Origin of the sequence: Arenibaculum pallidiluteum (assembly GCF_017355985.1) — a bacterium.
GTDB classification, from domain to species: Bacteria; Pseudomonadota; Alphaproteobacteria; order Azospirillales; family Azospirillaceae; genus Arenibaculum; species Arenibaculum pallidiluteum.
Window position 1 is genome coordinate 144,539 of the sequence record NZ_JAFIQU010000015.1, and the last position, 17,915, is coordinate 162,453.

General features: G+C 70.5%; 17 protein-coding genes. 8 read left to right on the plus strand and 9 right to left on the minus strand.

Going from position 1 to position 17,915, the window contains the following annotated elements; translation table 11 throughout:
• Nucleotides 1-52: 52 nt before the first annotated feature.
• Nucleotides 53-1,219, minus strand: a complete 1,167-nt coding sequence (locus JUB13_RS31565) for an MFS transporter (protein ID WP_328702997.1) — start codon at nucleotides 1,217-1,219, stop codon at nucleotides 53-55.
• Between the two features lie 314 nt (nucleotides 1,220-1,533).
• Between JUB13_RS31565 and JUB13_RS23810 the strand changes: the two genes are divergently transcribed.
• The gene (locus JUB13_RS23810) at nucleotides 1,534-1,947 is read left to right on the plus strand and encodes a VOC family protein (protein ID WP_207483394.1); all 414 of its coding nucleotides are present in this window, start codon (nucleotides 1,534-1,536) and stop codon (nucleotides 1,945-1,947) included.
• Nucleotides 1,948-2,056: 109 nt separating this feature from the next.
• On the opposite strand, the gene JUB13_RS23815 is transcribed toward JUB13_RS23810, so the two are convergent.
• The 4 genes from JUB13_RS23815 to JUB13_RS23830 form a co-directional block, all read right to left on the minus strand.
• A complete protein-coding gene (locus JUB13_RS23815) occupies nucleotides 2,057-2,320 on the minus strand; it encodes a hypothetical protein (RefSeq protein WP_207483396.1) in 264 nt (87 codons plus the stop codon).
• A gap of 190 nt (nucleotides 2,321-2,510) precedes the next feature.
• Entirely contained in the window at nucleotides 2,511-3,869 is a 1,359-nt protein-coding gene (locus tag JUB13_RS23820) for an esterase-like activity of phytase family protein (RefSeq protein WP_207483398.1), read from the minus strand.
• Nucleotides 3,870-3,980: 111 nt separating this feature from the next.
• The gene (locus JUB13_RS23825; protein WP_207483400.1) at nucleotides 3,981-4,406 is read right to left on the minus strand and encodes a GlcG/HbpS family heme-binding protein; all 426 of its coding nucleotides are present in this window, start codon (nucleotides 4,404-4,406) and stop codon (nucleotides 3,981-3,983) included.
• A gap of 74 nt (nucleotides 4,407-4,480) precedes the next feature.
• Nucleotides 4,481-4,858: a sensory rhodopsin transducer gene (locus tag JUB13_RS23830; RefSeq protein ID WP_207483402.1), complete on the minus strand. Its 378-nt coding sequence runs from the start codon at nucleotides 4,856-4,858 to the stop codon at nucleotides 4,481-4,483.
• 138 nt (nucleotides 4,859-4,996) lie between these two features.
• Here JUB13_RS23830 and JUB13_RS23835 point away from each other — a divergent pair, with 138 nt between their 5' ends.
• Nucleotides 4,997-6,622, plus strand: a complete 1,626-nt coding sequence (locus JUB13_RS23835) for an alpha-amylase family protein (protein WP_207483404.1) — start codon at nucleotides 4,997-4,999, stop codon at nucleotides 6,620-6,622.
• A 117-nt stretch (nucleotides 6,623-6,739) separates the two neighbouring features.
• Nucleotides 6,740-6,925 carry a hypothetical protein gene (locus JUB13_RS23840; RefSeq protein ID WP_207483406.1) on the plus strand — a complete coding sequence of 62 codons (186 nt, stop codon included), beginning with the start codon at nucleotides 6,740-6,742 and terminating at the stop codon, nucleotides 6,923-6,925.
• An 88-nt stretch (nucleotides 6,926-7,013) separates the two neighbouring features.
• On the opposite strand, the gene JUB13_RS23845 is transcribed toward JUB13_RS23840, so the two are convergent.
• The 3 genes from JUB13_RS23845 to ald all read right to left on the minus strand — a co-directional run bounded on the left by JUB13_RS23845 (nucleotide 7,014) and on the right by ald (nucleotide 9,296).
• Complete coding sequence (locus JUB13_RS23845) at nucleotides 7,014-7,343, minus strand: hypothetical protein (RefSeq protein WP_207483408.1); 330 nt, start codon at nucleotides 7,341-7,343, stop codon at nucleotides 7,014-7,016.
• A 73-nt stretch (nucleotides 7,344-7,416) separates the two neighbouring features.
• On the minus strand, nucleotides 7,417-8,088 hold the full coding sequence (locus tag JUB13_RS23850; RefSeq protein ID WP_236025174.1) for a transcriptional regulator: 672 nt from the start codon (nucleotides 8,086-8,088) through the stop codon (nucleotides 7,417-7,419).
• Nucleotides 8,089-8,177: 89 nt separating this feature from the next.
• On the minus strand, nucleotides 8,178-9,296 hold the full coding sequence (ald, locus tag JUB13_RS23855; RefSeq protein ID WP_207483410.1) for an alanine dehydrogenase: 1,119 nt from the start codon (nucleotides 9,294-9,296) through the stop codon (nucleotides 8,178-8,180).
• A gap of 139 nt (nucleotides 9,297-9,435) precedes the next feature.
• On the opposite strand from ald, the gene JUB13_RS23860 reads away from it, so the two are divergent.
• The 5 genes from JUB13_RS23860 to JUB13_RS23880 all read left to right on the plus strand — a co-directional run bounded on the left by JUB13_RS23860 (nucleotide 9,436) and on the right by JUB13_RS23880 (nucleotide 15,576).
• Nucleotides 9,436-9,903, plus strand: a complete 468-nt coding sequence (locus JUB13_RS23860; RefSeq protein ID WP_207483412.1) for an Lrp/AsnC family transcriptional regulator — start codon at nucleotides 9,436-9,438, stop codon at nucleotides 9,901-9,903.
• A 99-nt stretch (nucleotides 9,904-10,002) separates the two neighbouring features.
• Nucleotides 10,003-12,276, plus strand: a complete 2,274-nt coding sequence (gene glgX / locus JUB13_RS23865; protein ID WP_207483433.1) for a glycogen debranching protein GlgX — start codon at nucleotides 10,003-10,005, stop codon at nucleotides 12,274-12,276.
• A 91-nt stretch (nucleotides 12,277-12,367) separates the two neighbouring features.
• Nucleotides 12,368-14,143 carry an SLC13 family permease gene (locus tag JUB13_RS23870; protein WP_207483413.1) on the plus strand — a complete coding sequence of 592 codons (1,776 nt, stop codon included), beginning with the start codon at nucleotides 12,368-12,370 and terminating at the stop codon, nucleotides 14,141-14,143.
• Between the two features lie 219 nt (nucleotides 14,144-14,362).
• Nucleotides 14,363-14,632 (plus strand): hypothetical protein, encoded by a 270-nt coding sequence (locus JUB13_RS23875; protein ID WP_207483415.1) that lies wholly within the window; start codon nucleotides 14,363-14,365, stop codon nucleotides 14,630-14,632.
• Between the two features lie 20 nt (nucleotides 14,633-14,652).
• Entirely contained in the window at nucleotides 14,653-15,576 is a 924-nt protein-coding gene (locus JUB13_RS23880) for a hypothetical protein (RefSeq protein ID WP_207483417.1), read from the plus strand.
• A 30-nt stretch (nucleotides 15,577-15,606) separates the two neighbouring features.
• Here JUB13_RS23880 and JUB13_RS23885 read toward each other — a convergent pair whose 3' ends face one another.
• Nucleotides 15,607-17,754, minus strand: a complete 2,148-nt coding sequence (locus tag JUB13_RS23885) for an ATP-binding protein (RefSeq protein WP_207483419.1) — start codon at nucleotides 17,752-17,754, stop codon at nucleotides 15,607-15,609.
• Nucleotides 17,755-17,915 lie beyond the last annotated feature (161 nt).

Consider the following 17,915-nt stretch of genomic DNA (forward strand, 5'->3'; position numbering starts at 1 on the left):
GGAGATCGACGTCACCGGGTCGGCCGGCTGACGGCGGACGTCCGGCAGGTCCCTATCCGTCGGCCGGGACGGCGCCGTCTCCGCGTTCCAGCCGATGTCCCGCGAAGAGGCCGGCCAGCGCGATCGCGGCACCGAAGACTGCGAAGGTGACGGGCGCGCCCACCGTGTGGAGCCCCGCGCCGAACAGCACCGGGCCGGCGGCCTGGCCGAGGAAGAAGAAGAAGGCGTGCAGCGCCACCGCCGAGCCGCGCGCCGAGGGCGCCAGGCCCGTGGCCTTGGTCTGCAGCGAGTTGTGCAGCATGTAGAAGCCGAATCCGATGGCACAGAAGACCAGCGCCTCGGCCATCCAGGACAGCCGCAGCGAGAGGCCGCAGATCCCCAGCGCCGCGATGATGCCGCCCGCCCGCATCATCCCGTATGTGCCGAGCAGGGCGAGGAGCGGCCGGACCAGCAGCGTGAAGACGAAGCCGCCCAGGGCGAGGCCGGCGATCACGAGCCCGGCCTCCCAGGGGCCTCCGGCCTGGCGCTGCTCCAGCAGGTCGGCGATGTAGGGCACGCTGCCATAGACGGCGATGCCTTCCACGAAGACGGTTCCGTAGCAGATCGCGGCAGCGGGATTCCGGAAGACCAGGCGGTAGCGCGCCAGCGCGTCCGGGATGCGGAAGGGTGTGCGCACGGCGCCGGGCAACGGGCGCAGCCGGGCCGTCGCCGCGACGGCCGCGGCGAGGACGATCGCGGCATTGGCAGCGATCACGCCGCGCCAGCCCAGGACCTCGACCGTCATTCCGGCCGCGGTGGCACCCAGGACCTGTCCGGCGAGCGCCGCGCCCAGAACGCGGCTGATCGCCACCTGGCGTTCGCCCGCGGCGAAGCGGTCGCCGACCATGGCCAGCATCACCGGCATGGTCCCGCCGGCGACGAGGCCGCCCAGGATCCGAGCCGCGAACAGGAGTTCCAGCGCGGGCGCAAGGGCGCAGAGCGCGAGGAAGCCTGCCAGCAGCCACAGGCACCATTTCAGGACCACGGACTTGCCGATGGCATCGCCCAGCGGTCCGAAGAAGGGCTGGCTGACGCTGTAGGGGAGGGCGTAGGCGGTGGCCAGCAACGCGACGCGCGTCGCCGGCTCCCCCAGGTCGCGGGCGATGGAGGTCACAAGCGGGTCGATGATGCGGGCCGCGAGAGCGGACGCGAAGCAGCAGACGGCGAGAACGAGCAGCACCTGCGGCGTGCCCTTCCAGAAAGGTGAACCCGTAGCCGGACGCGACGCCCCGGCGTCATGGCATCCTGCCCCGCCAAGCCGCGGGCGCCGAATGCCCGATACGCCGTCCTGCCCTGCGCCTCGCGTGGTGTCGCAGGAGATCCGCAAGCGGAGCGGGCCGCGGGCACAGGCCGCGGCAGGCGGCGGCAGGCGGCGGCAGGCGGCGGCATCCCTGCGTCGTCCTGACCGGCGGGACGGGCGGCGGCCCCGCAGGGTTCTTTGACAGTCGCCAATTAGGTTGATATCAACTGTTGGCAACAACAAGGAGAGGCACCATGCTCGTCCAGCCCTACCTGTTCTTCGAAGGCCGCGCCGAGGAGGCCCTGGACTTCTACCGCCGGGTGCTCGGCGCCGAGGTCACGGAGCTGATGCGATTCAAGGACGCTCCGGAGCCCTGCCCCGACGGCGCAATCCCCCCAGGCTCCGAGGCGAAGGTGATGCACGCCGCCATGCGCATCGGCGAGAGCACCGTTCTGGTCTCGGACGGCCGATGCGCGGGCAAGGCGTCCTTCGAGGGGTTCTCGCTGACTCTGCAGGCGAAGGACGAGGCCGAGGCGGGACGGGTCTTCGCCGCGCTTGGCGACGGCGGAACGGTGGTCATGCCCCTGGGCAGGACCTTTTTCGCCCCGTGCTTCGGCATGGTGGCGGACCGATTCGGGCTGACCTGGATGGTCATCGTGCCGGTATGACGCTCTGGCGGCGATCGGATCGTCCGACCGCCAGGGGCGTGATGCAGGGATGCCGGTGCGGGACGGCGCGCAGCCGCCCGCCCGGCCCGGCGCAGGGCTCACCCGCCGCTCACTCGCCGGCGTCCTCGCGCTCGATTTCCTCGGCCAGCTCGGAGGCCAGCTCGACGAACAGGCGGGCGTCGGCCTCCAGCCCGTCGCGCTCGCAGATGCGCACGAAGATCCGATAGGCATGCAGGATCGCCACGTCCAGGACCGTGTCGTCCGCGGCCTCGCCGTGCCGGTCGCGTATGCCGTTCTCCCGGAGCGCCTCGGCGATGTCCTGCTCTGCGGCGGCCAGCACCGCCTCCATCGCGCGTTTGTGGAGCGTCGACATCGCGGAAGCTTCCTTTCTTGATCTTGGTACCCTGCCTGCAACAGCGCGGCGACGCCGAATGCTCGGCCGGGCGGGCACCAGTTTGGCGACCAGCCGGCGCAAGGTCCAGCGGAAGCTCCGCCGGGGCCGGAACGATTGACGGGGGCGCCGCGGCGCCCCCGTCCGGTCCCATGTCACCCGGCGCGTGATGTCACCGCGCGCGCAGCAGCGCCTCGGCCTCGATCAGGATCAGCTCGCTGTCGTCGGCCGCGTTCGGCTCGCGGCTGCTGGAGAACGGCAGGTTGTTGTCGTTGCCGACCACGATGTGCCGCGCGTCCACTACGTCGACGTTCTCGATCGTGAAGAACGGGAAGGCCAGAACCCCGTCGGTCAGCGGCTTGCGCGCCTTCCGGTCGGGATCCTCGATGCGCATCAGGTCGATGGCGCCGACCTTGCGGACCGGGCCGCCCGCATTGGCGTCGGTCAGCTCGATCTTGTAGACGCGCTTGAAGACCGCGGGGCTCGAGAAGCAGCCCGTGGTCGGCTGTCCCTGGGCGCAGGCCTTGTCCGCCGTGCCCTCGCCGTTGTCGCGTTCGATGATTAGGCCGCTCGCCGCGTCGATCATGTTGAAGTCGCCGATCGCATGGCCGTTGCGCTCCAGCACGTACTGCCAGGAGCGTCCGGTCCAGGCCTCCCTGGCGACATCGAACTCCAGGATGCGGAGGTACTCCCGCCCCTCGGCGGTCTTCTCGAAGCCGCCGGCCTTGGCGTCCCAGAGCGGCCCTTCGAGCAGGCCGTAGAGAAAGCGGCCGTCCGGCGAGGCCGCCATGCCCTCGAAGCCCTTCGAGCGACGGACCTGGAACTCGACCTTGTCCGCGGGGGTCGCGGGGGTCGTCACCGCCGGATGGTCCGGGGACCGGACGGGCTTGCCGTCGACCTGCGTCTCGAACACGGCCTGGACGCGGCCCTGCATGTCGGCCTTGATCAGGAACGGGCCGAACTCGTCGGCCAGCCACAGCGTGTCACCGACCACCTGCACGCTCTCGAGGTCGAAGTCGCCGCCGGTCAGATAGCGCTTCTCGGTGCCCTCCTGGACGATCCTGAACGGCACCTTGCCCGCGGGGTCGTGCAGGAACACCGTCTGCAGGCGCTCCATGGTCCCCGCGGCGAAATCCACGCGGTAGCGCGACAGGTGCAGCATGGCGTCCGGCGAGTTCGCCTTGCTGCCGAAACCGTTGTCCGTGAGGATCCAGAACGTCCCGTCGGCCATGCGCTTGATGCCGGAATGGCCCTGCAGCGGCTGGCCCTGGAAGGGCAGCGACACGCCGGTCGGCCGATCCCCCGAGCGCCCTTCGACGGTGCCCACGGCATCCACGCGCCGCCCCGTCGTGAACTTGCCGGACACGCGCAGATCCGCAGGCGCATCGGCTGGCGCCTCGACGAAGCTGCGGGCGGGCATCAGCGCATGGCCGGCCAGCCTGGCCGCCAGCGTCTCCTCGGCCGGTGCCGGGGAGACCGTGGCCAGCAGCGCCGCGAGCGCCGCCGCGCCCATGAATGATGGCTTCGCCATGAAAGAGGCTCCTTCTCGTTCGATCGAAGGGCCCCTTCTTGGCATCGCCGCGTGACAGTCTCGTCACAGGGCCATGACGGCGCCATGACAGCCCGACGGAGCGCGCCGCCCTCAGCCGACGTCTGGCGTCAGCCCCGCGGCCTTGATGGCGGCGACCGCGCAGGCCTCGTCGTTGTCCGAGGTGTCTCCCGAGATCCCGACCGAGCCCAGGACCGCGCCGTCCGCGCCGCGGATCAGCACGCCACCGGGAACCGGGACCAGCGCGCCGCCGGCGATCGCGTTCGCCGCCGAGACGAAGAACGGCTGCTCCTCGGCGCGTCGGAACAGGGCCCGCGATCCCATGCCGAGGCCGATCGCGCCGTAGGCCTTGCCATGCGCGATCCTGTCCCTCAGGAGCGGCGCACCGTCCTGGGCGATCGCGGCCTTCAGGGCGCCGCGGGCATCGAGCACCACGATAGCGAGCGGCTTCAGGCCGCGCGAGGCCGCGTCGTCCAGTGCGGCGCGGATGATCTGCTGGGCATTGTCCAAGGTCAGCATGTGTCGTTCCGGAGCTAGGGGATGGCGGCGCGGCGGCCGTCCGGGACCGGTGCGACCGACGCCGCGCCGCGGGATCAGCCCTCGGCGTAGGCGACGGTCGTCATCAGCGCGATCTCGGCGCGGCGGGAGTCGAGCCGGGTATGCTGTACCACGACGGGCACGTCGGATTCGATCACCACCGCATAGTCGGTGTCCCGCGGCACCGGCTCGGGATCGGCGAGGTCGTTGAAGCGCAGGTGCAGCGTCCGCCGCGCGGGGACCAGGACGGCATAGGGGCCCGCGGGCTCGCGGTCCTTGAAAAAGATCCGCAGGCTCAGCCGCGCGTCGCGGTCCCCGGCGTTCAGGATGCACGCGGTCTCGTGGGAGGCCAGGGCCGGGTCGCCGGCATCGAGGCCACCCGACGGGATGTGGCCCTCGGCGATCGCCCAGACCCGCCGCCCGATCGCGCCCATGTCGCACCCCTGATCCGCCAAGACGCCCTGTCAACTGCCCGGCGCGCCCAGCGTTCCCGGGCTTCGGCGGAACGGTGTACGCAAGGGGCTGTTGACCCGCAGCCCCCAGGAACCGAGACGAAGCCAGGACCTCCCGCCATGGACCTCTGGTACAAGAACGCCGTGATCTACTGTCTCGACGTCGAGACCTACCGCGACGGCAACGGAGACGGGGTCGGTGATTTCAAGGGCCTGACGGAGTGCCTGCCGCATATCGCGACGCTCGGCGCCAACTGCGTGTGGCTGCTGCCGTTCCACCCGACGCCCAACCGCGACAACGGCTACGACATCACGGACTACTACGGCGTCGATCCCCGGTTCGGAAGCCCCGGCGACTTCGTCGAGTTCATGCACGCCGCCAAGGGCCAGGGGCTGCGCGTAATCATCGACCTGGTCGTGAACCACACCTCGGTCGAGCATCCCTGGTTCCGCAGCGCCCGGTCGAGCCCCGATTCACCCTTCCGCAACTGGTACATCTGGGAGGCCGAGAAGCCCGAGAATGCCGACGAGGGAGTCGTCTTCCCCGGCGTGCAGGAAAGCACCTGGACCTACGACCAGGAGGCCGGGGCCTGGTACTTCCACCGGTTCTACAAGCACCAGGCGGACCTGAACGTCGCAAACCCCGAGGTCCGGCGCGAGATCGAGCGGATCATGGGCTTCTGGCTGGAGCTCGGCGTGTCGGGCTTCCGCATCGACGCCGTGCCCTTCCTGATCGAGCACCAGGGAGACCCGCCCGAGGGACGCGAGAACCCGCACCACCTGCTGACCGAAATGCGCGATTTCCTGGCCTGGCGCAAGGCCGGGGCGATCATGCTGGCCGAGGCGAACATCACCATGGACGAGGCCGGCGCCTATTTCGGCAACGGCGACCGGATGCACCTGATCTTCAACTTCATCCTGAACCAGAGCCTATTCCTGGCGCTGGCGCGGGGCGAGGCGGACCCCGTCCGCCGCGTGCTCGGAACGGTCCCCGAAATCCCCGAGACGGCGCAATGGGCGACCTTCCTGCGCAACCACGACGAGCTGGACCTCGGCCGCCTGTCCGCGTCCGAGCGCCAGGAGGTCTTCGACGCCTTCGGCCCGGATCCCGGCATGCAGCTCTACGCCCGCGGCATCCGTCGCCGGCTGGCCCCCATGCTGGGCGGTGACCAGCGCCGCCTCAAGATGGCGCACAGCCTGATGTTCGCCCTGCCGGGCACCCCCGTCCTCTGGTACGGGGAGGAGATCGGCATGGGTGAGAACCTGGAACTCCGCGAGCGCGACGCGGTGCGAACCCCCATGCAGTGGGACGACACCCGGAACGGCGGCTTCTCGGATGCGCCGGCCCAGGACCTGGTCCGCCCGCCGCCCGGCGGCGCCTTCGGCCCCGACCGCGTGAACGTGCTGAGCCAGCGCGACGCCAACGGCTCCCTGCTGGACTTCGTCCGGCGCCTGATCCAGACCCGGCGCGCCTGCCCGGAGATCGGCTGGGGCCGCTGGACGAGCCCCGACCTCGGCGCTCCGGGTGTCCTGGCCCTGCGCTGCGACTGGCAGGGCCGCACCGTGGTCACGCTGCACAACCTCGGGGATTCCGAGGCCGAGGTCGTCCTGGGCGGGTCCGAGGATTCCGAATATCTCAGCCTGATCGCCGAGGATACGGCGCAGACCCACTACCGGCCGGACGAGCCGGTCCGGCTTCCGCCCTATGGATGCCGCTGGCTGCGCTTGCGCCGACGCGGCACCTGAGGGACGTGCCGAGCGATATGCCGAGGGCTGCGTCAGCGGATGCGCCGTCCGCCGCCTTGCCGTGTTGATCGGGAAGGGGCCGGCGCCTGGCGCCGGCCGGTCAGACAGGAGGACGGCATGGCCGAACGGCCGCAGAACGAGGCGCAGGGCACCGAGACGCCCGAGCGGGGCGAGGAGCACCAGGACCTGACCAGGACGCCCGGCGATGGAACGCTGAAGGGCTCGACCCCCGCAGGGACCAGCCTGGAGGAGCTCAAGCGCCGCGGCACCGAGGACGACATCAGCCAGCCCGGCACGAGCTGAGCGGCGCGAAGAGCCGGGCCGGCGCAGCCCGCTGCGATGCGTCGGCCCGATCGGCGGCCCGATTGCGCTCCAGCCGATCCCGCCGGTCTCAGACGGCGGCGCGGAGCAGCCCGCGGTCGCGCGCCAGGAGCATGATCCCCACGTCGCGCCAGCAGGCGACCAGCGGGCTGCGATCGTTCCCGGGCTCGCTGCGGATGTCGTAGCCGCGCTCGAGGCAGAAGGGCACGGCGCGGCTGCGCCCGATCTTCGTGTCGAACTCCTCGGCTACCCCCTCCCAGACCTCGTCCTCGCAATCGGGTCCCGTCTGGAACAGGTCCGTCAGGAGCTGCTCCAGACGGCGCTCGTATTCCTCGCTGAAGCGATCGTGGGAAAACGCCTCGAGATCCTTCGCCCGCTGGGCGACCGAGATCACCTGCATGGATCCTTCACTCCTGGAACCCGCGAATTCGTATGGCGGAGAACGCGGCGGGACGGCGAAGGTTCAGGCGGGCTCAGGCAGCGGGCCCCGATTCGTTGCCCGATTCCCCAGCCGGCGGGCGCGCGTGCCGGCGGCTCGGCCGCGGTCGCGGCCGCGCGGGCGGCACCGGCGCCAGCTCGCGATAGCGGGCGAGGAAGTCCTCCATGGCCTCGTCAGGGGCGAGCGGCCTGATCGGTTCCGGATCCGGGGGCGGAAGATCCCGCCAGTTCAGCCGGTGCGGCGCGCAGAGATCCCGCAGCTCGGTGGCCAGGGCACGCAGGTCCGCCGTCTTCACGGCGTCGGGCTGCGGGTAGCGCAGCCGGAAGCGTGCCGCCAGCGCCTTCTTCAGGGGCTCCACCGCGGCCTGGATCGCCGGGCGCCCGATGCGAACCTTCCACGGCGTCGGCCAGTCGCCGGTGAAGGCCTCCTCGCAGTCATGCATCAGGGCGTCGTAGGCGTATTCCTCGGCGACGAGGCGGCTCGCCAGGACGCAATGCTGGGCCACCGAGAAGAACGCGATGGTGTTGCCGACGAAGCGGCACTGGTAGGCGAGCGGCCTTGCGATGTCCTCGATCTCGAAGGGGCCGAAGTCGGGGTTCGCCAGATCCACGGTGCGCCCCGAATAGGTCAGCATCACCGCGGTGGGCTCGGGGATGTCGAGAAGGTCGAACTGGTCGGGGTTCGGTCGCGGCCGGCGCGAAGGCATGGAGCGTCACCCTGTCAGGAGGTCGGCCAGCCTAGAGCATCTTCGGGTCCGCGCAGAACCCGAAGATGCTCGCCCCGCCCTGCCCCGCCTCAGGCGGCGACCGCCGTGCGGGGATCGGCCAGGGGCGTGCCCAGCGCCTCGGCCACGGCCGCGTAGGTGATCCGGCCCTCGTGGACATTCAGGCCACGCAGCAGGCCCGGGTCCTCGGCCAGGGCGCGGCGCCAGCCCTTGCCGGCCAGCGCCAGCGCATAGGGCAGCGTCGCATGGTTCAGCGCCTGGGTGGAGGTGCGGGCGACCGCACCCGGCATGTTCGCGACGCAGTAATGCACGATGCCGTCCACGACATAGGTGGGATCGCTGTGGGTCGTCGCGTGGCTGGTCTCGAAGCAGCCGCCCTGGTCGATGGCGACGTCCACCAGCACCGAGCCCCGCCGCATCCGGCCGAGATGCGCACGGTGGAGAAGCTTGGGAGCCGCGGCGCCCGGGACCAGGACCGCGCCGATCACCAGGTCGGCATCGGCGGCCACCGCCTCGACCGCCTCGGCCGAGGCGAAGGCCGTCTTCAGCCGCGGACCGTAGAGATCGTCGAGCTGGGCGAGCCGGGCCACCGAGCGGTCCAGCACGACCACGTCCGCGCCCAGGCCGAGCGCCATGCGCGCCGCGTTGGCGCCAACCACGCCGCCCCCGATCACCGCGACCTTGGCCGGCAGCACGCCCGGGACCCCGCCCAGCAGCACGCCCGACCCGCCCTCGCCACGGTGCAGCGCCACCGCGCCCACCTGCACCGACATGCGCCCCGCGATCTCGCTCATGGGGGCCAGCAGCGGCAGGCGTCCGGCCCGGTCCTCGACGGTCTCGTAGGCGATGGCCGTGCAGCCGCTCTCCATCAACAGGCGCGCCTGCTCGGGGTCCGGCGCCAAATGCAGATAGGTGAAGAGAAGCTGGCCCGGGCGCAGCATGCGGCATTCCTGCGGCTGCGGCTCCTTCACCTTTACGATCATCTCCGCCGTGGCGAAGACATCGGCCGCGGTCGGCGCCAGTCGCGCGCCGGCCGCGACATAGTGCTCGTCCGCGAAGCCGATGCCGGCGCCTGCGCCGGTCTCGACGAGGACGTCGTGTCCCGCCGCGGTCAACTCGCGCACCGATGCCGGCATCAGGCCGACCCGGAATTCCTTGTCCTTGATCTCTTTAACGATGCCGATTTTCATTTGAAGCACTCCCTGCGCCATTGCATGGCTTGAAAATGATAAGCCTGCCGGCACGGGCATGTTCTTGCGAACGATTGCAGGCTTTGCGAGGCAGTGCTAGCGTCGTCGCAAGATCTGCGACGCTTTCGAAGATCCTTGCATGCGCACGCTCGACCCGATCGACCGGAAGATCATCCGCCTGCTGCGCGCCGACGGACGCATGAGCAACGCCCGGCTGGCCGCCGCGGTCGGCCTTTCGCAGTCCGCCTGCCTGCGGCGGCTGCACCAGCTCGAGCATGCCGGGGTGATCCGGGGCTATACCGCGCTCGTGGCCGAGGACGCCGCGGACGAGGGCACGCTGGTGCTGGTCCAGGTCACGCTGGACCGCCAGACCGAGGACGCGCTGCGGCGCTTCGAGATCGAGGTCCGGAAATGCCCGGAGATCCAGGAGTGCCACCTGCTCTCGGGCTCGTCGGACTACCTGCTCCGGATCGCCACGCGCACGGCCGCGGACTACGACCGCATCCACAAGGACGTCCTCTCGCGCCTGCCGGGAGTGGCGCGGCTGGTGTCGAGCTTCGCGATCCGCTGCATCGTCGCGCGCCCCCGCGAGCCCGCCGACGCCTGAATCCATTCGAACTTCGCGCCGTGAAGCGTGTTCATCCTGCGGAATTCGAACGGGCGGGAGCGAACAATCGTGAGTGCGAAGCCGAGGGGCGCCAACATCATGCGTCGATCGCGGGTCCGTGAGGGGCTGCCCTTTCCCTTGGGAGCCACCTGGGACGGCCTCGGCGTGAACTTCGCAATCTTCTCGGCCAATGCGACGAAGGTCGAGCTCTGCCTCTTCGACCTCGAGGGCAAGCGCGAACTCGAGCGCATCGAGCTTCCGGAATACACCGACGAAGTCTGGCACGGCTATCTCCCGGACGCGCGGCCGGGGACCGTCTATGCCTACCGGGTCCATGGCCCCTACGAGCCCTCCGCCGGGCACCGCTTCAACCCCAACAAGCTGCTGCTCGACCCCTATGCCAAGCAGTTCGTGGGGCAGCTTCGCTGGAACGACGCGCTGTTCGGCTACCGCGTGGGATCGCAGCGCAACGACCTGTCCTTCGACAAGCGCGACAGCGCCCCCGCCATGCCGAAATGCCGCGTGATCGACCCGGCCTTCACCTGGGGCCGCGACCGCCCGCCGGCGATCCCGTGGGAGCGCACGATTTTCTACGAGACCCACCTGCGCGGCTACACCATGCGGCATCCGGCCGTGCCGCCCCAGCTCCGCGGCACCTTCTCGGGCCTCGCCCAGAAGGAGGTCGTCGACTACATCCGCGCGCTCGGCGTCACCTCGGTCGAGCTGCTGCCGATCCATGCCTTCATCGACGACCGCTACCTGCTGGACAAGGGGCTGAAGAACTACTGGGGCTACAACACGATCGGCTTCTTCGCGCCGGATCCGCGCTATCTGGCGACGCCCTTCGTGAACGAATTCAAGGAAATGGTCGCCCATCTCCACGAGGCCGGGATCGAGGTGATCCTGGACGTCGTCTACAACCACACGGCCGAGGGCAACGAGATGGGCCCGACCCTCTCGTTCAAGGGCATCGACAACGCCTCCTACTACCGACTCGCCCCGGACGCGCGCTACTACATCAACGACACCGGCACCGGAAACACGCTGAACCTCAGCCATCCGCGAGTCCTGCAGATGGTGACGGACAGCCTGCGCTACTGGGCGACCGAGATGCGCGTGGACGGCTTCCGCTTCGACCTCGCCACCATCCTGGGGCGCGAGCCCCACGGCTTCGACCAGGGCGGCGGCTTCCTGGACGCCTGCCGGCAGGATCCCGTGCTCTCGCGCGTGAAGCTGATCGCCGAGCCCTGGGACATCGGCCCCGGCGGCTACCAGGTCGGCGGCTTCCCGCCGGGCTGGGCCGAGTGGAACGACCGCTACCGCGACACCGTGCGCGCCTACTGGAAGGGCGACGAGGGCAAGCTGCCGGAGCTCGCCGCGCGCATCACGGGCTCGAGCGACTTCTTCAACAGGCGGGGCCGCAGGCCCTGGGCCTCGGTGAACTTCATCACGGCCCATGACGGGTTCACGCTGAACGACCTGGTCTCGTACAACGACAAGCACAACGAGGCCAATGGCGAGGACAACCGCGACGGCCATTCACACAACCTGGCCTGGAACCACGGCGTCGAGGGGCCGACCGACGACCCCGAGATCAAGACGCTGCGCGAGCGCCAGATGCGCAACCTGCTGGCGACGCTGTTCTTCTCGCAGGGCACGCCCATGCTGCTGGCCGGCGACGAGTTCGCGCGCACGCAGCAGGGCAACAACAACGCCTACTGCCAGGACAACGAGATCGGCTGGGTCGACTGGGAGGGCATCGACGAGGACGGCCGCAGCCTGATCGAGTTCACGCGCCGGCTGATCGCGCTGCGCAACGCCCATCCCCTGCTTCGCCGCGGCCGCTGGCTCACCGGGGCCTGCAACGACGACCTCGGCGTCAAGGACGTCGCCTGGATCAACCCGTCGGGCCAGGAGCAGACGACCGAGCAGTGGGAGGATCCGATGGCGCGCTGCCTGGGCCTGCTCATGGACGGCCGCGCCCAGCCCACCGGCATCCGCCAGAAGGGCAACGAGGCGACGCTGCTGCTGGTGGTCAACTCCTATCACGACGTCGTCGGCTTCAAGCTGCCCGAGGTCGTCGGCGGCCGTGAATGGGTCTGCCTGATGGACACCAACAAGCCCGACGACAAGCCCGGCAGCTTCGAGACCGGCAGCGAGTACCTCGTGACAGGCCGCTCGCTCCTGCTCTTCGAGCTCAAGCCGGACGGCCGCGTGGACAGCGCCCTGCGCGAGGCGGCCCAGGCCCTGGAGGCGGTCGCCCGGAGCCCGGCGCCGCTGCGCCTCGATCCCGTCGAGACGCCGGCGCAGACCGAGACGGCGAGCGCCGAGCGCCGCGACCCCGTGATCGTGGAGGACCCGCCGGCGGAATAGGGGCGCGGTCCCCATGAAAGGCGCCCCGAGGACGGCCCCGCGGACGGTTCCGTGGCCGCCCCGGGGCTCGAAAACCACGCTCGGTGCTTGAATGACCTTCGCGCAGGCCGCCGCCTTCGCCCTCGTTCTCGGGATGGTCGGCCTCTTCGTCTGGGACCGGATCCGGTACGATCTCGTCGCGCTGATGGCGCTCGGATGCGCGATCGTCCTGGGCCTGGTCCCACCCGACAAGGCCTTCTCCGGCTTCGCCGACGACATCGTGATCATCGTGGCCTCGGCGCTGGTCGTCAGCGCCGCGGTCGCCCGCTCGGGCGCCGTCGAGCGGATGATGCGGCCGGTCACGCCGCATCTGCGCACCGCGACCCAGCAGATCCTCGTGCTGTCGTCGCTGGTGACCGCGCTGTCCGCCCTGGTGAAGAACATCGGCGCCCTGACGATCTTCCTGCCGGTCGCGTTCCAGGTGGCGCGCCGGTCGGGGATCTCGCCGTCGCGGCTGCTGATGCCGCTGTCCTTCGGGTCGCTGCTGGGCGGCGTGGTGACGCTGGTCGGAACCTCCCCCAACATCATCGTCTCGCGCATGCGCGAGGAGCTGGTGGGCGCCCCCTTCCGCATGTTCGACTTTGCACCGGTCGGCATCGGCATCGCCCTCGCGGGGGTGGCGATGCTCTCGATCGCCTGGCGCCTTCTGCCCGATCGGCGCGGCGCGGCGCCCGAAGGACCGGTGATCGAGGACTACGCGACGGAGGTGCGGCTGCCGGCCGGTTCCCCCTTCGTGGGCAGGACCGTCTACGACCTCGAGACCGCCGGCGAGGGCGACGTCACGGTCGCGGCCATCATCCGCGAGAAGGTGCGCCGCTACGTCCCGTCGGGGCACTGGACCCTCTTCGCGGACGACCTTCTGGTCCTGGAGTCCAACACGGGCGCGCTTGAGCGGATCGTGAACCGCGCGGGGCTGGAGTTCGTCGCGCCGGGCCGGCGGGCCGCCGCCGAAGGCGCGCCGCGCGAGCTCGGCATCGTCGAGGCGGTGGTCGGCCAGGGCGCGCCGATCATCGGCCAGTCGGCCGAGGCCCTGCGCCTGCGCGACCGCTACGGGATCAACCTGCTGGCGCTGTCCCGGCGCGGGCGGCCGGTGACCCAGCGCCTGCGGCGCGTGCGCTTCAAGGCCGGCGACCTGGTGGTCTTCCAGGGCGGGGGCGACACCATGACCGACGACCTCATGGCGCTGGGATGCATGCCACTGGCCGAGCGCAGCCTCCGCCTGTCGCGCGGCTGGCGCACCTTCCTGCCCATCGGGATCCTGGTGGCCGCCATGGCGCTGGTGACGGCGGGCGTCTTCGGCGTCGCCACGGCCTTCTTCCTGGCCGCCGTTGCAGTCCTGCTGACGGGGCAGCTGAGCCTGCGCGAGGCCTACGAGGCCGTCGAATGGCCGCTGCTGGTCCTGCTGGGCGCGCTGATCCCGGTCAGCGACGCGCTGCGGACGACCGGCGGCACCGAGCTGATCGCCGGCTGGCTGTCCATGGCGGCCGGCGCCCTGCCGCCCCTGGGAGCCCTGGCCCTGGTGCTGCTGGCCGCCATGGCGGTCACGCCGTTCCTGAACAACGCCGCGACGGTGCTGGTCATGGCCCCGATCGGAGCCGGGCTCGCCCGCAACCTGGGGCTCGACCCGGACCCGTTCCTGATGGCGGTGGCGCTCGGCGCCGCCTGCGACTTCCTGACCCCCATCGGACACCAGTGCAACACGCTCGTCATGGGACCCGGAGGATACCGCTTCGGCGACTATTGGCGGCTCGGGCTGCCGCTCTCGGTCATGGTCGTGGTGCTCGGCACGGGGCTGATCTCGGTGTTCTGGCCGCTCGCCGCGGGCTGAATGGCCGGGGCGACCTCCCCGGGCCGCCGCGGAGGTTCCATCCGGCACGGGCGTGTTCTGGAGCGGATCGCGTGAATCCGCTCCGACTTGGATGAGGCCGGACGCGATTTGAGGTTCAAAGCGAACCTCAAATCGCTCTAGCCTGGATACCGGCGGCGGCGCACGGCAGCCTCGGGGTCCCGGCGCGGCCGTCCCGGTTCGATGCAGAGGGGTGTCCTCTTGGACCTGATCGACCTCGAAACCTTCCGCCAGTCCCGGCAGGCCGTCCCGCTGACCCGGGCAGCCAATGCCTTTCTCGCGACCGCGACCGAGCAGAACCAGGCCGGGGTCGAGAAGGACCTGCTGCTGCGCGCCATGACCATCGCGCTCGCCAAGCTGGTGGTGGAGTGCTCGGAGCCCGGCGAAGCCTCTAACATCGCGCGCAGCATAGGCGAAAGCCTGCCCCGGCTCGTCGCGCATCTGGAGCGCAAGGAGGAACCCGGAAACTGAACCCGCTCTTACCCCTGTCTGTGCTGCGCTGGGCTGCGCGGCGCACGCGGCTCGTCCTGCCCGCCGGGATCCTGCTCGGCCTGATCGCGCAGCCGCTGGCGGCCGCGCTGAACCCGCTGCTCGGCCCCGCAGTCGCCCTGCTCCTGGTCGCCGGCATGATGCGCGTCGAGTGGCCGGCGCTGAGGGCGGCGCTCCGCCGCCCGCTGCCGGCACTGCTGGGCATCCTTTGGCTCTGCGCGGGGCTTCCGCTCCTGGTGCTGATGCTGACGCTGCCGCTGGGACTGCCTGCCGAGTTCCGCACCGTGCTGGTCATGGTGGCGGCCATGCCGCCGATCCTGTCGGGACCGGCGCTCGCCGGCCTGCTGGGGCTGGACGCCGCGACGGCGCTGGTGGTGATGGTCGTGGCCACCCTGGCCTCGCCCTTAACGCTGGCCGTCTTCGCCGGCCTGATGGATGCCGGCTCCGGCGGCGCCGTCGAGCCGCTGGCGCTGCTCATGCGCATGGGCGCGATCGTCGGCGGGTCGGTCGCGCTGGCGCTGGTGCTGCGTAGGCTTCTCGGCCCCGCGCGGCTGGCACGGCGCCGGGCGGAGATCGACGGGATGGGCGTCGTGCTTCTGCTGGCCTTCGCCGTCGCCGTGATGGACGGCATGGCCGGGCGCCTGATCGCCGCGCCGGGACTCGTCCTTCTCTATGCGCTGGCCGCCTTCGCCCTGAACCTCGGAATGCAGGCCGTGACCCGGCTGGTCTTCCGCCCGGCCGGGCCCCGGCTCGCCACGACGCTGGCCTTCCTGGGCGGCAACCGCAACGCGGCGCTGCTCCTGACGGTGCTTCCGGCCGAGCCGGCGCTTGTTCTCTACGTGGCGGCTGCTCAGTTCCCGATCTACCTCCTGCCCTCGCTCCTGATGCCGCTGTACCGGCGCCTGGCCGCGCAGGAAGGACCGTAGGACCGCAGCTCCCGTCCCGCGCCGAAGGGCTCAGGCGGCGGCGGGGACGAGCCGGCTCGACGGCAGCCAGACCCGGACCCGGGTCCCCTTGCCGGGCTCGCTCTCGATCGTGACCGAGCCGCCATGCAGCTCGGCCAGCGCCTTGCTCAGCGGCAGGCCCAGCCCGGTGCCCTGGTACTTGCGGTTGAAGGCGTTCTCGACCTGACGGAAAGGCTGGAACGCGATATCGAGCTGCTCCTCGCTCATGCCGATGCCGGTGTCGGCCACCGTCAGCACCACCCCGCCATCCTGCGCGCGCCGGGCCTCAAGGCGGACCTCGCCGCCGGGCGTCGTGAACTTCACCGCGTTGGACAGCAGGTTCAGAAGGATCTGCTTCAGACGCGTCACATCCACCAGCAGGCGCGGCAACCCGGGCTCGGCACCGATGTTCAGGACGATCTGGCCCGCGGCCGCCCGTTCGCGCACGAGGCGGCGGCAGCTCTCCAGCACCTTCTCCACCTCGATGGTCTCCTCGCGCAGCTCGACGCCGCCGGCCTCGACCTTTGCGAGATCCAGGATCTCGTTGATCAGGGTCAGCAGGTGGCGGCCGCTGTCGTGGATGTCGCGGGCGTATTCCTGGTAGCGCGGGTTGTGGTTCGGCCCGAACAGCTCGTCCTTGATGATCTCCGAGAAGCCGATCACCGCGTTCAGCGGCGTGCGCAGCTCATGGCTCATATGGGCCAGGAACTCCGATTTGGTGCGGTTGGCGAGCTCGGCCTGCTCCTTGGCCTCGCGGAGCTGGGCCTCCGCCTGGCGCGCCTGGGTGATGTCGCGCACCGTGCCCTCGTAATAGAGCCTCCGCCCGAGACGGTCCGAGATCGCGCGGGCGTTCTCCGAGATCCAGAAGCGCTCGCCGGTCCTCGGATGCTGGACCTCGGAGACGAAGTCGGTGACGTAGCCCTGGGCATCGAGCAGCTCGTGGAAGCGGCGCCGCCGCGCAGGGTCCACGTGCCAGCGCCGGCCGAGGTCGGGCACCTCCTCCAGCATCTCGGCCTCGGTGAGAAAGCCGTTCAGCGTCACCAGCGCGTGGTTGGCCCGCATCAGCCGGCCGCCGCCGTCGCACCGGTAGATGCCGTCGATCGCGTTGTCGAAGATGCTGCGATAGGCCTGTTCCGCGGCGCTGAGGGCGTTCTGGACGGCCTCGCGCTGGCGCAGCTCCTGGACGAGGCGCGCGGTCAGCATCGCGGCCAAAGCCGCGACCAGCGACAGCGCGATCGCATAGTTGGTGGCGTCGCTGCGCCAGGACCGCAGGATGTCTTCCTCGGCCAGCGTCACCGCGATCACCAGCGGCGTTCCCTCGACCGGGCGGGTCACGACGAGGTGCCGCCCATGGCCGTCGACATCGATCGTCCCGGCCCCCTCCGGGTCGCCGCCGGCCGTGACCACCGTGCTCATCAGGCGTTGCGAGGACAGGCTCTCAGGCCATGCCGCGAGGAGCGCGCCATCCGAACGGAAGAGCCCGATGGCGCCATTCGCGCCGACATCCAGGGAAGCGTAGAAGCGTGCGAGGTCGGCCGGCTCGACCACAGCGACGGCGACGCCTGAGAAGCTTCCGTCGGTGCGCCGCAGGCCGGTGACGAAGGGCACCATAGGCGTGCCGCGACTGAGACTCGGCACAGCCTCGCCGATATGAAGGGTCAGGCCGGGATCGTCGCGCAGGGCCTTGAAATAGGGCCGGTTGGCGACGTTGATCCGGGGCCTCGGATCCACCGCGGGATCCCGGAGCACCCACCCGGCCTCGTCGGCGAGCAGCAGGTTGCGGACCGGGAATACCCGATGCCCATACCCGTCGAGGATGCGGCGTGCCGCGGCCGTCATGGCCGTGGCAGCCGGGTCAGGTCCGAGATCGCGGACGCGCGTCGATACCGAGGACAGCAGCAGGTCCACGGTCGAGACCATGCGCGCGGTATGCTGCTCGAGCGTGCGGGCGAGATTCAGCGCCTGCCGCGCCGCCTGGTCGACGGCGTTTTCGCGCGCGATCGTGATGCCATAGGCGAAGCTGCCTGCGAAGGCGAGCACCACGAGGCATACGAGGCCGATGAGCGCCGATGTCGGGCGGAAGGCCCGGTCGCGCCGATCCACCCTCTCGGTGTCGATCTGCCCCGCCAAGCGGCCCCGCCCCTTCTTCCGCGTCCCCATTCCCGATGGTTTATCACCGAGGTAAACAAAATGCGAAACAACGTCGAAAAGCTTCCGGGCCGCGGAAACGCAAAGGCCCCGCACGGATCGCTCCGTGCGGGGCCTTCGCTGGATCGTGATGAGGGAAGCTGAGAGGGGGACAAGCGCCGCCGGCAGGCCCG

Coding starts and splice junctions, on each gene's coding strand:
- JUB13_RS23830 (WP_207483402.1), bottom strand. CDS start 4,858: ATGGGCGCGATCGGGCGGCGGGTCTGGGCGATCGCCGAGGGCCACATC.
- JUB13_RS23860 (WP_207483412.1), top strand. CDS start 9,436: ATGCGCACGCTCGACCCGATCGACCGGAAGATCATCCGCCTGCTGCGC.
- ald (WP_207483410.1), bottom strand. CDS start 9,296: ATGAAAATCGGCATCGTTAAAGAGATCAAGGACAAGGAATTCCGGGTC.
- glgX (WP_207483433.1), top strand. CDS start 10,003: ATGCGTCGATCGCGGGTCCGTGAGGGGCTGCCCTTTCCCTTGGGAGCC.
- JUB13_RS23825 (WP_207483400.1), bottom strand. CDS start 4,406: ATGCTGACCTTGGACAATGCCCAGCAGATCATCCGCGCCGCACTGGAC.
- JUB13_RS23870 (WP_207483413.1), top strand. CDS start 12,368: ATGACCTTCGCGCAGGCCGCCGCCTTCGCCCTCGTTCTCGGGATGGTC.
- JUB13_RS23815 (WP_207483396.1), bottom strand. CDS start 2,320: ATGTCGACGCTCCACAAACGCGCGATGGAGGCGGTGCTGGCCGCCGCA.
- JUB13_RS23850 (WP_236025174.1), bottom strand. CDS start 8,088: ATGCCTTCGCGCCGGCCGCGACCGAACCCCGACCAGTTCGACCTTCTC.
- JUB13_RS23885 (WP_207483419.1), bottom strand. CDS start 17,754: ATGGGGACGCGGAAGAAGGGGCGGGGCCGCTTGGCGGGGCAGATCGAC.
- JUB13_RS23820 (WP_207483398.1), bottom strand. CDS start 3,869: ATGGCGAAGCCATCATTCATGGGCGCGGCGGCGCTCGCGGCGCTGCTG.
- JUB13_RS23810 (WP_207483394.1), top strand. CDS start 1,534: ATGCTCGTCCAGCCCTACCTGTTCTTCGAAGGCCGCGCCGAGGAGGCC.
- JUB13_RS23835 (WP_207483404.1), top strand. CDS start 4,997: ATGGACCTCTGGTACAAGAACGCCGTGATCTACTGTCTCGACGTCGAG.
- JUB13_RS23845 (WP_207483408.1), bottom strand. CDS start 7,343: ATGCAGGTGATCTCGGTCGCCCAGCGGGCGAAGGATCTCGAGGCGTTT.
- JUB13_RS23840 (WP_207483406.1), top strand. CDS start 6,740: ATGGCCGAACGGCCGCAGAACGAGGCGCAGGGCACCGAGACGCCCGAG.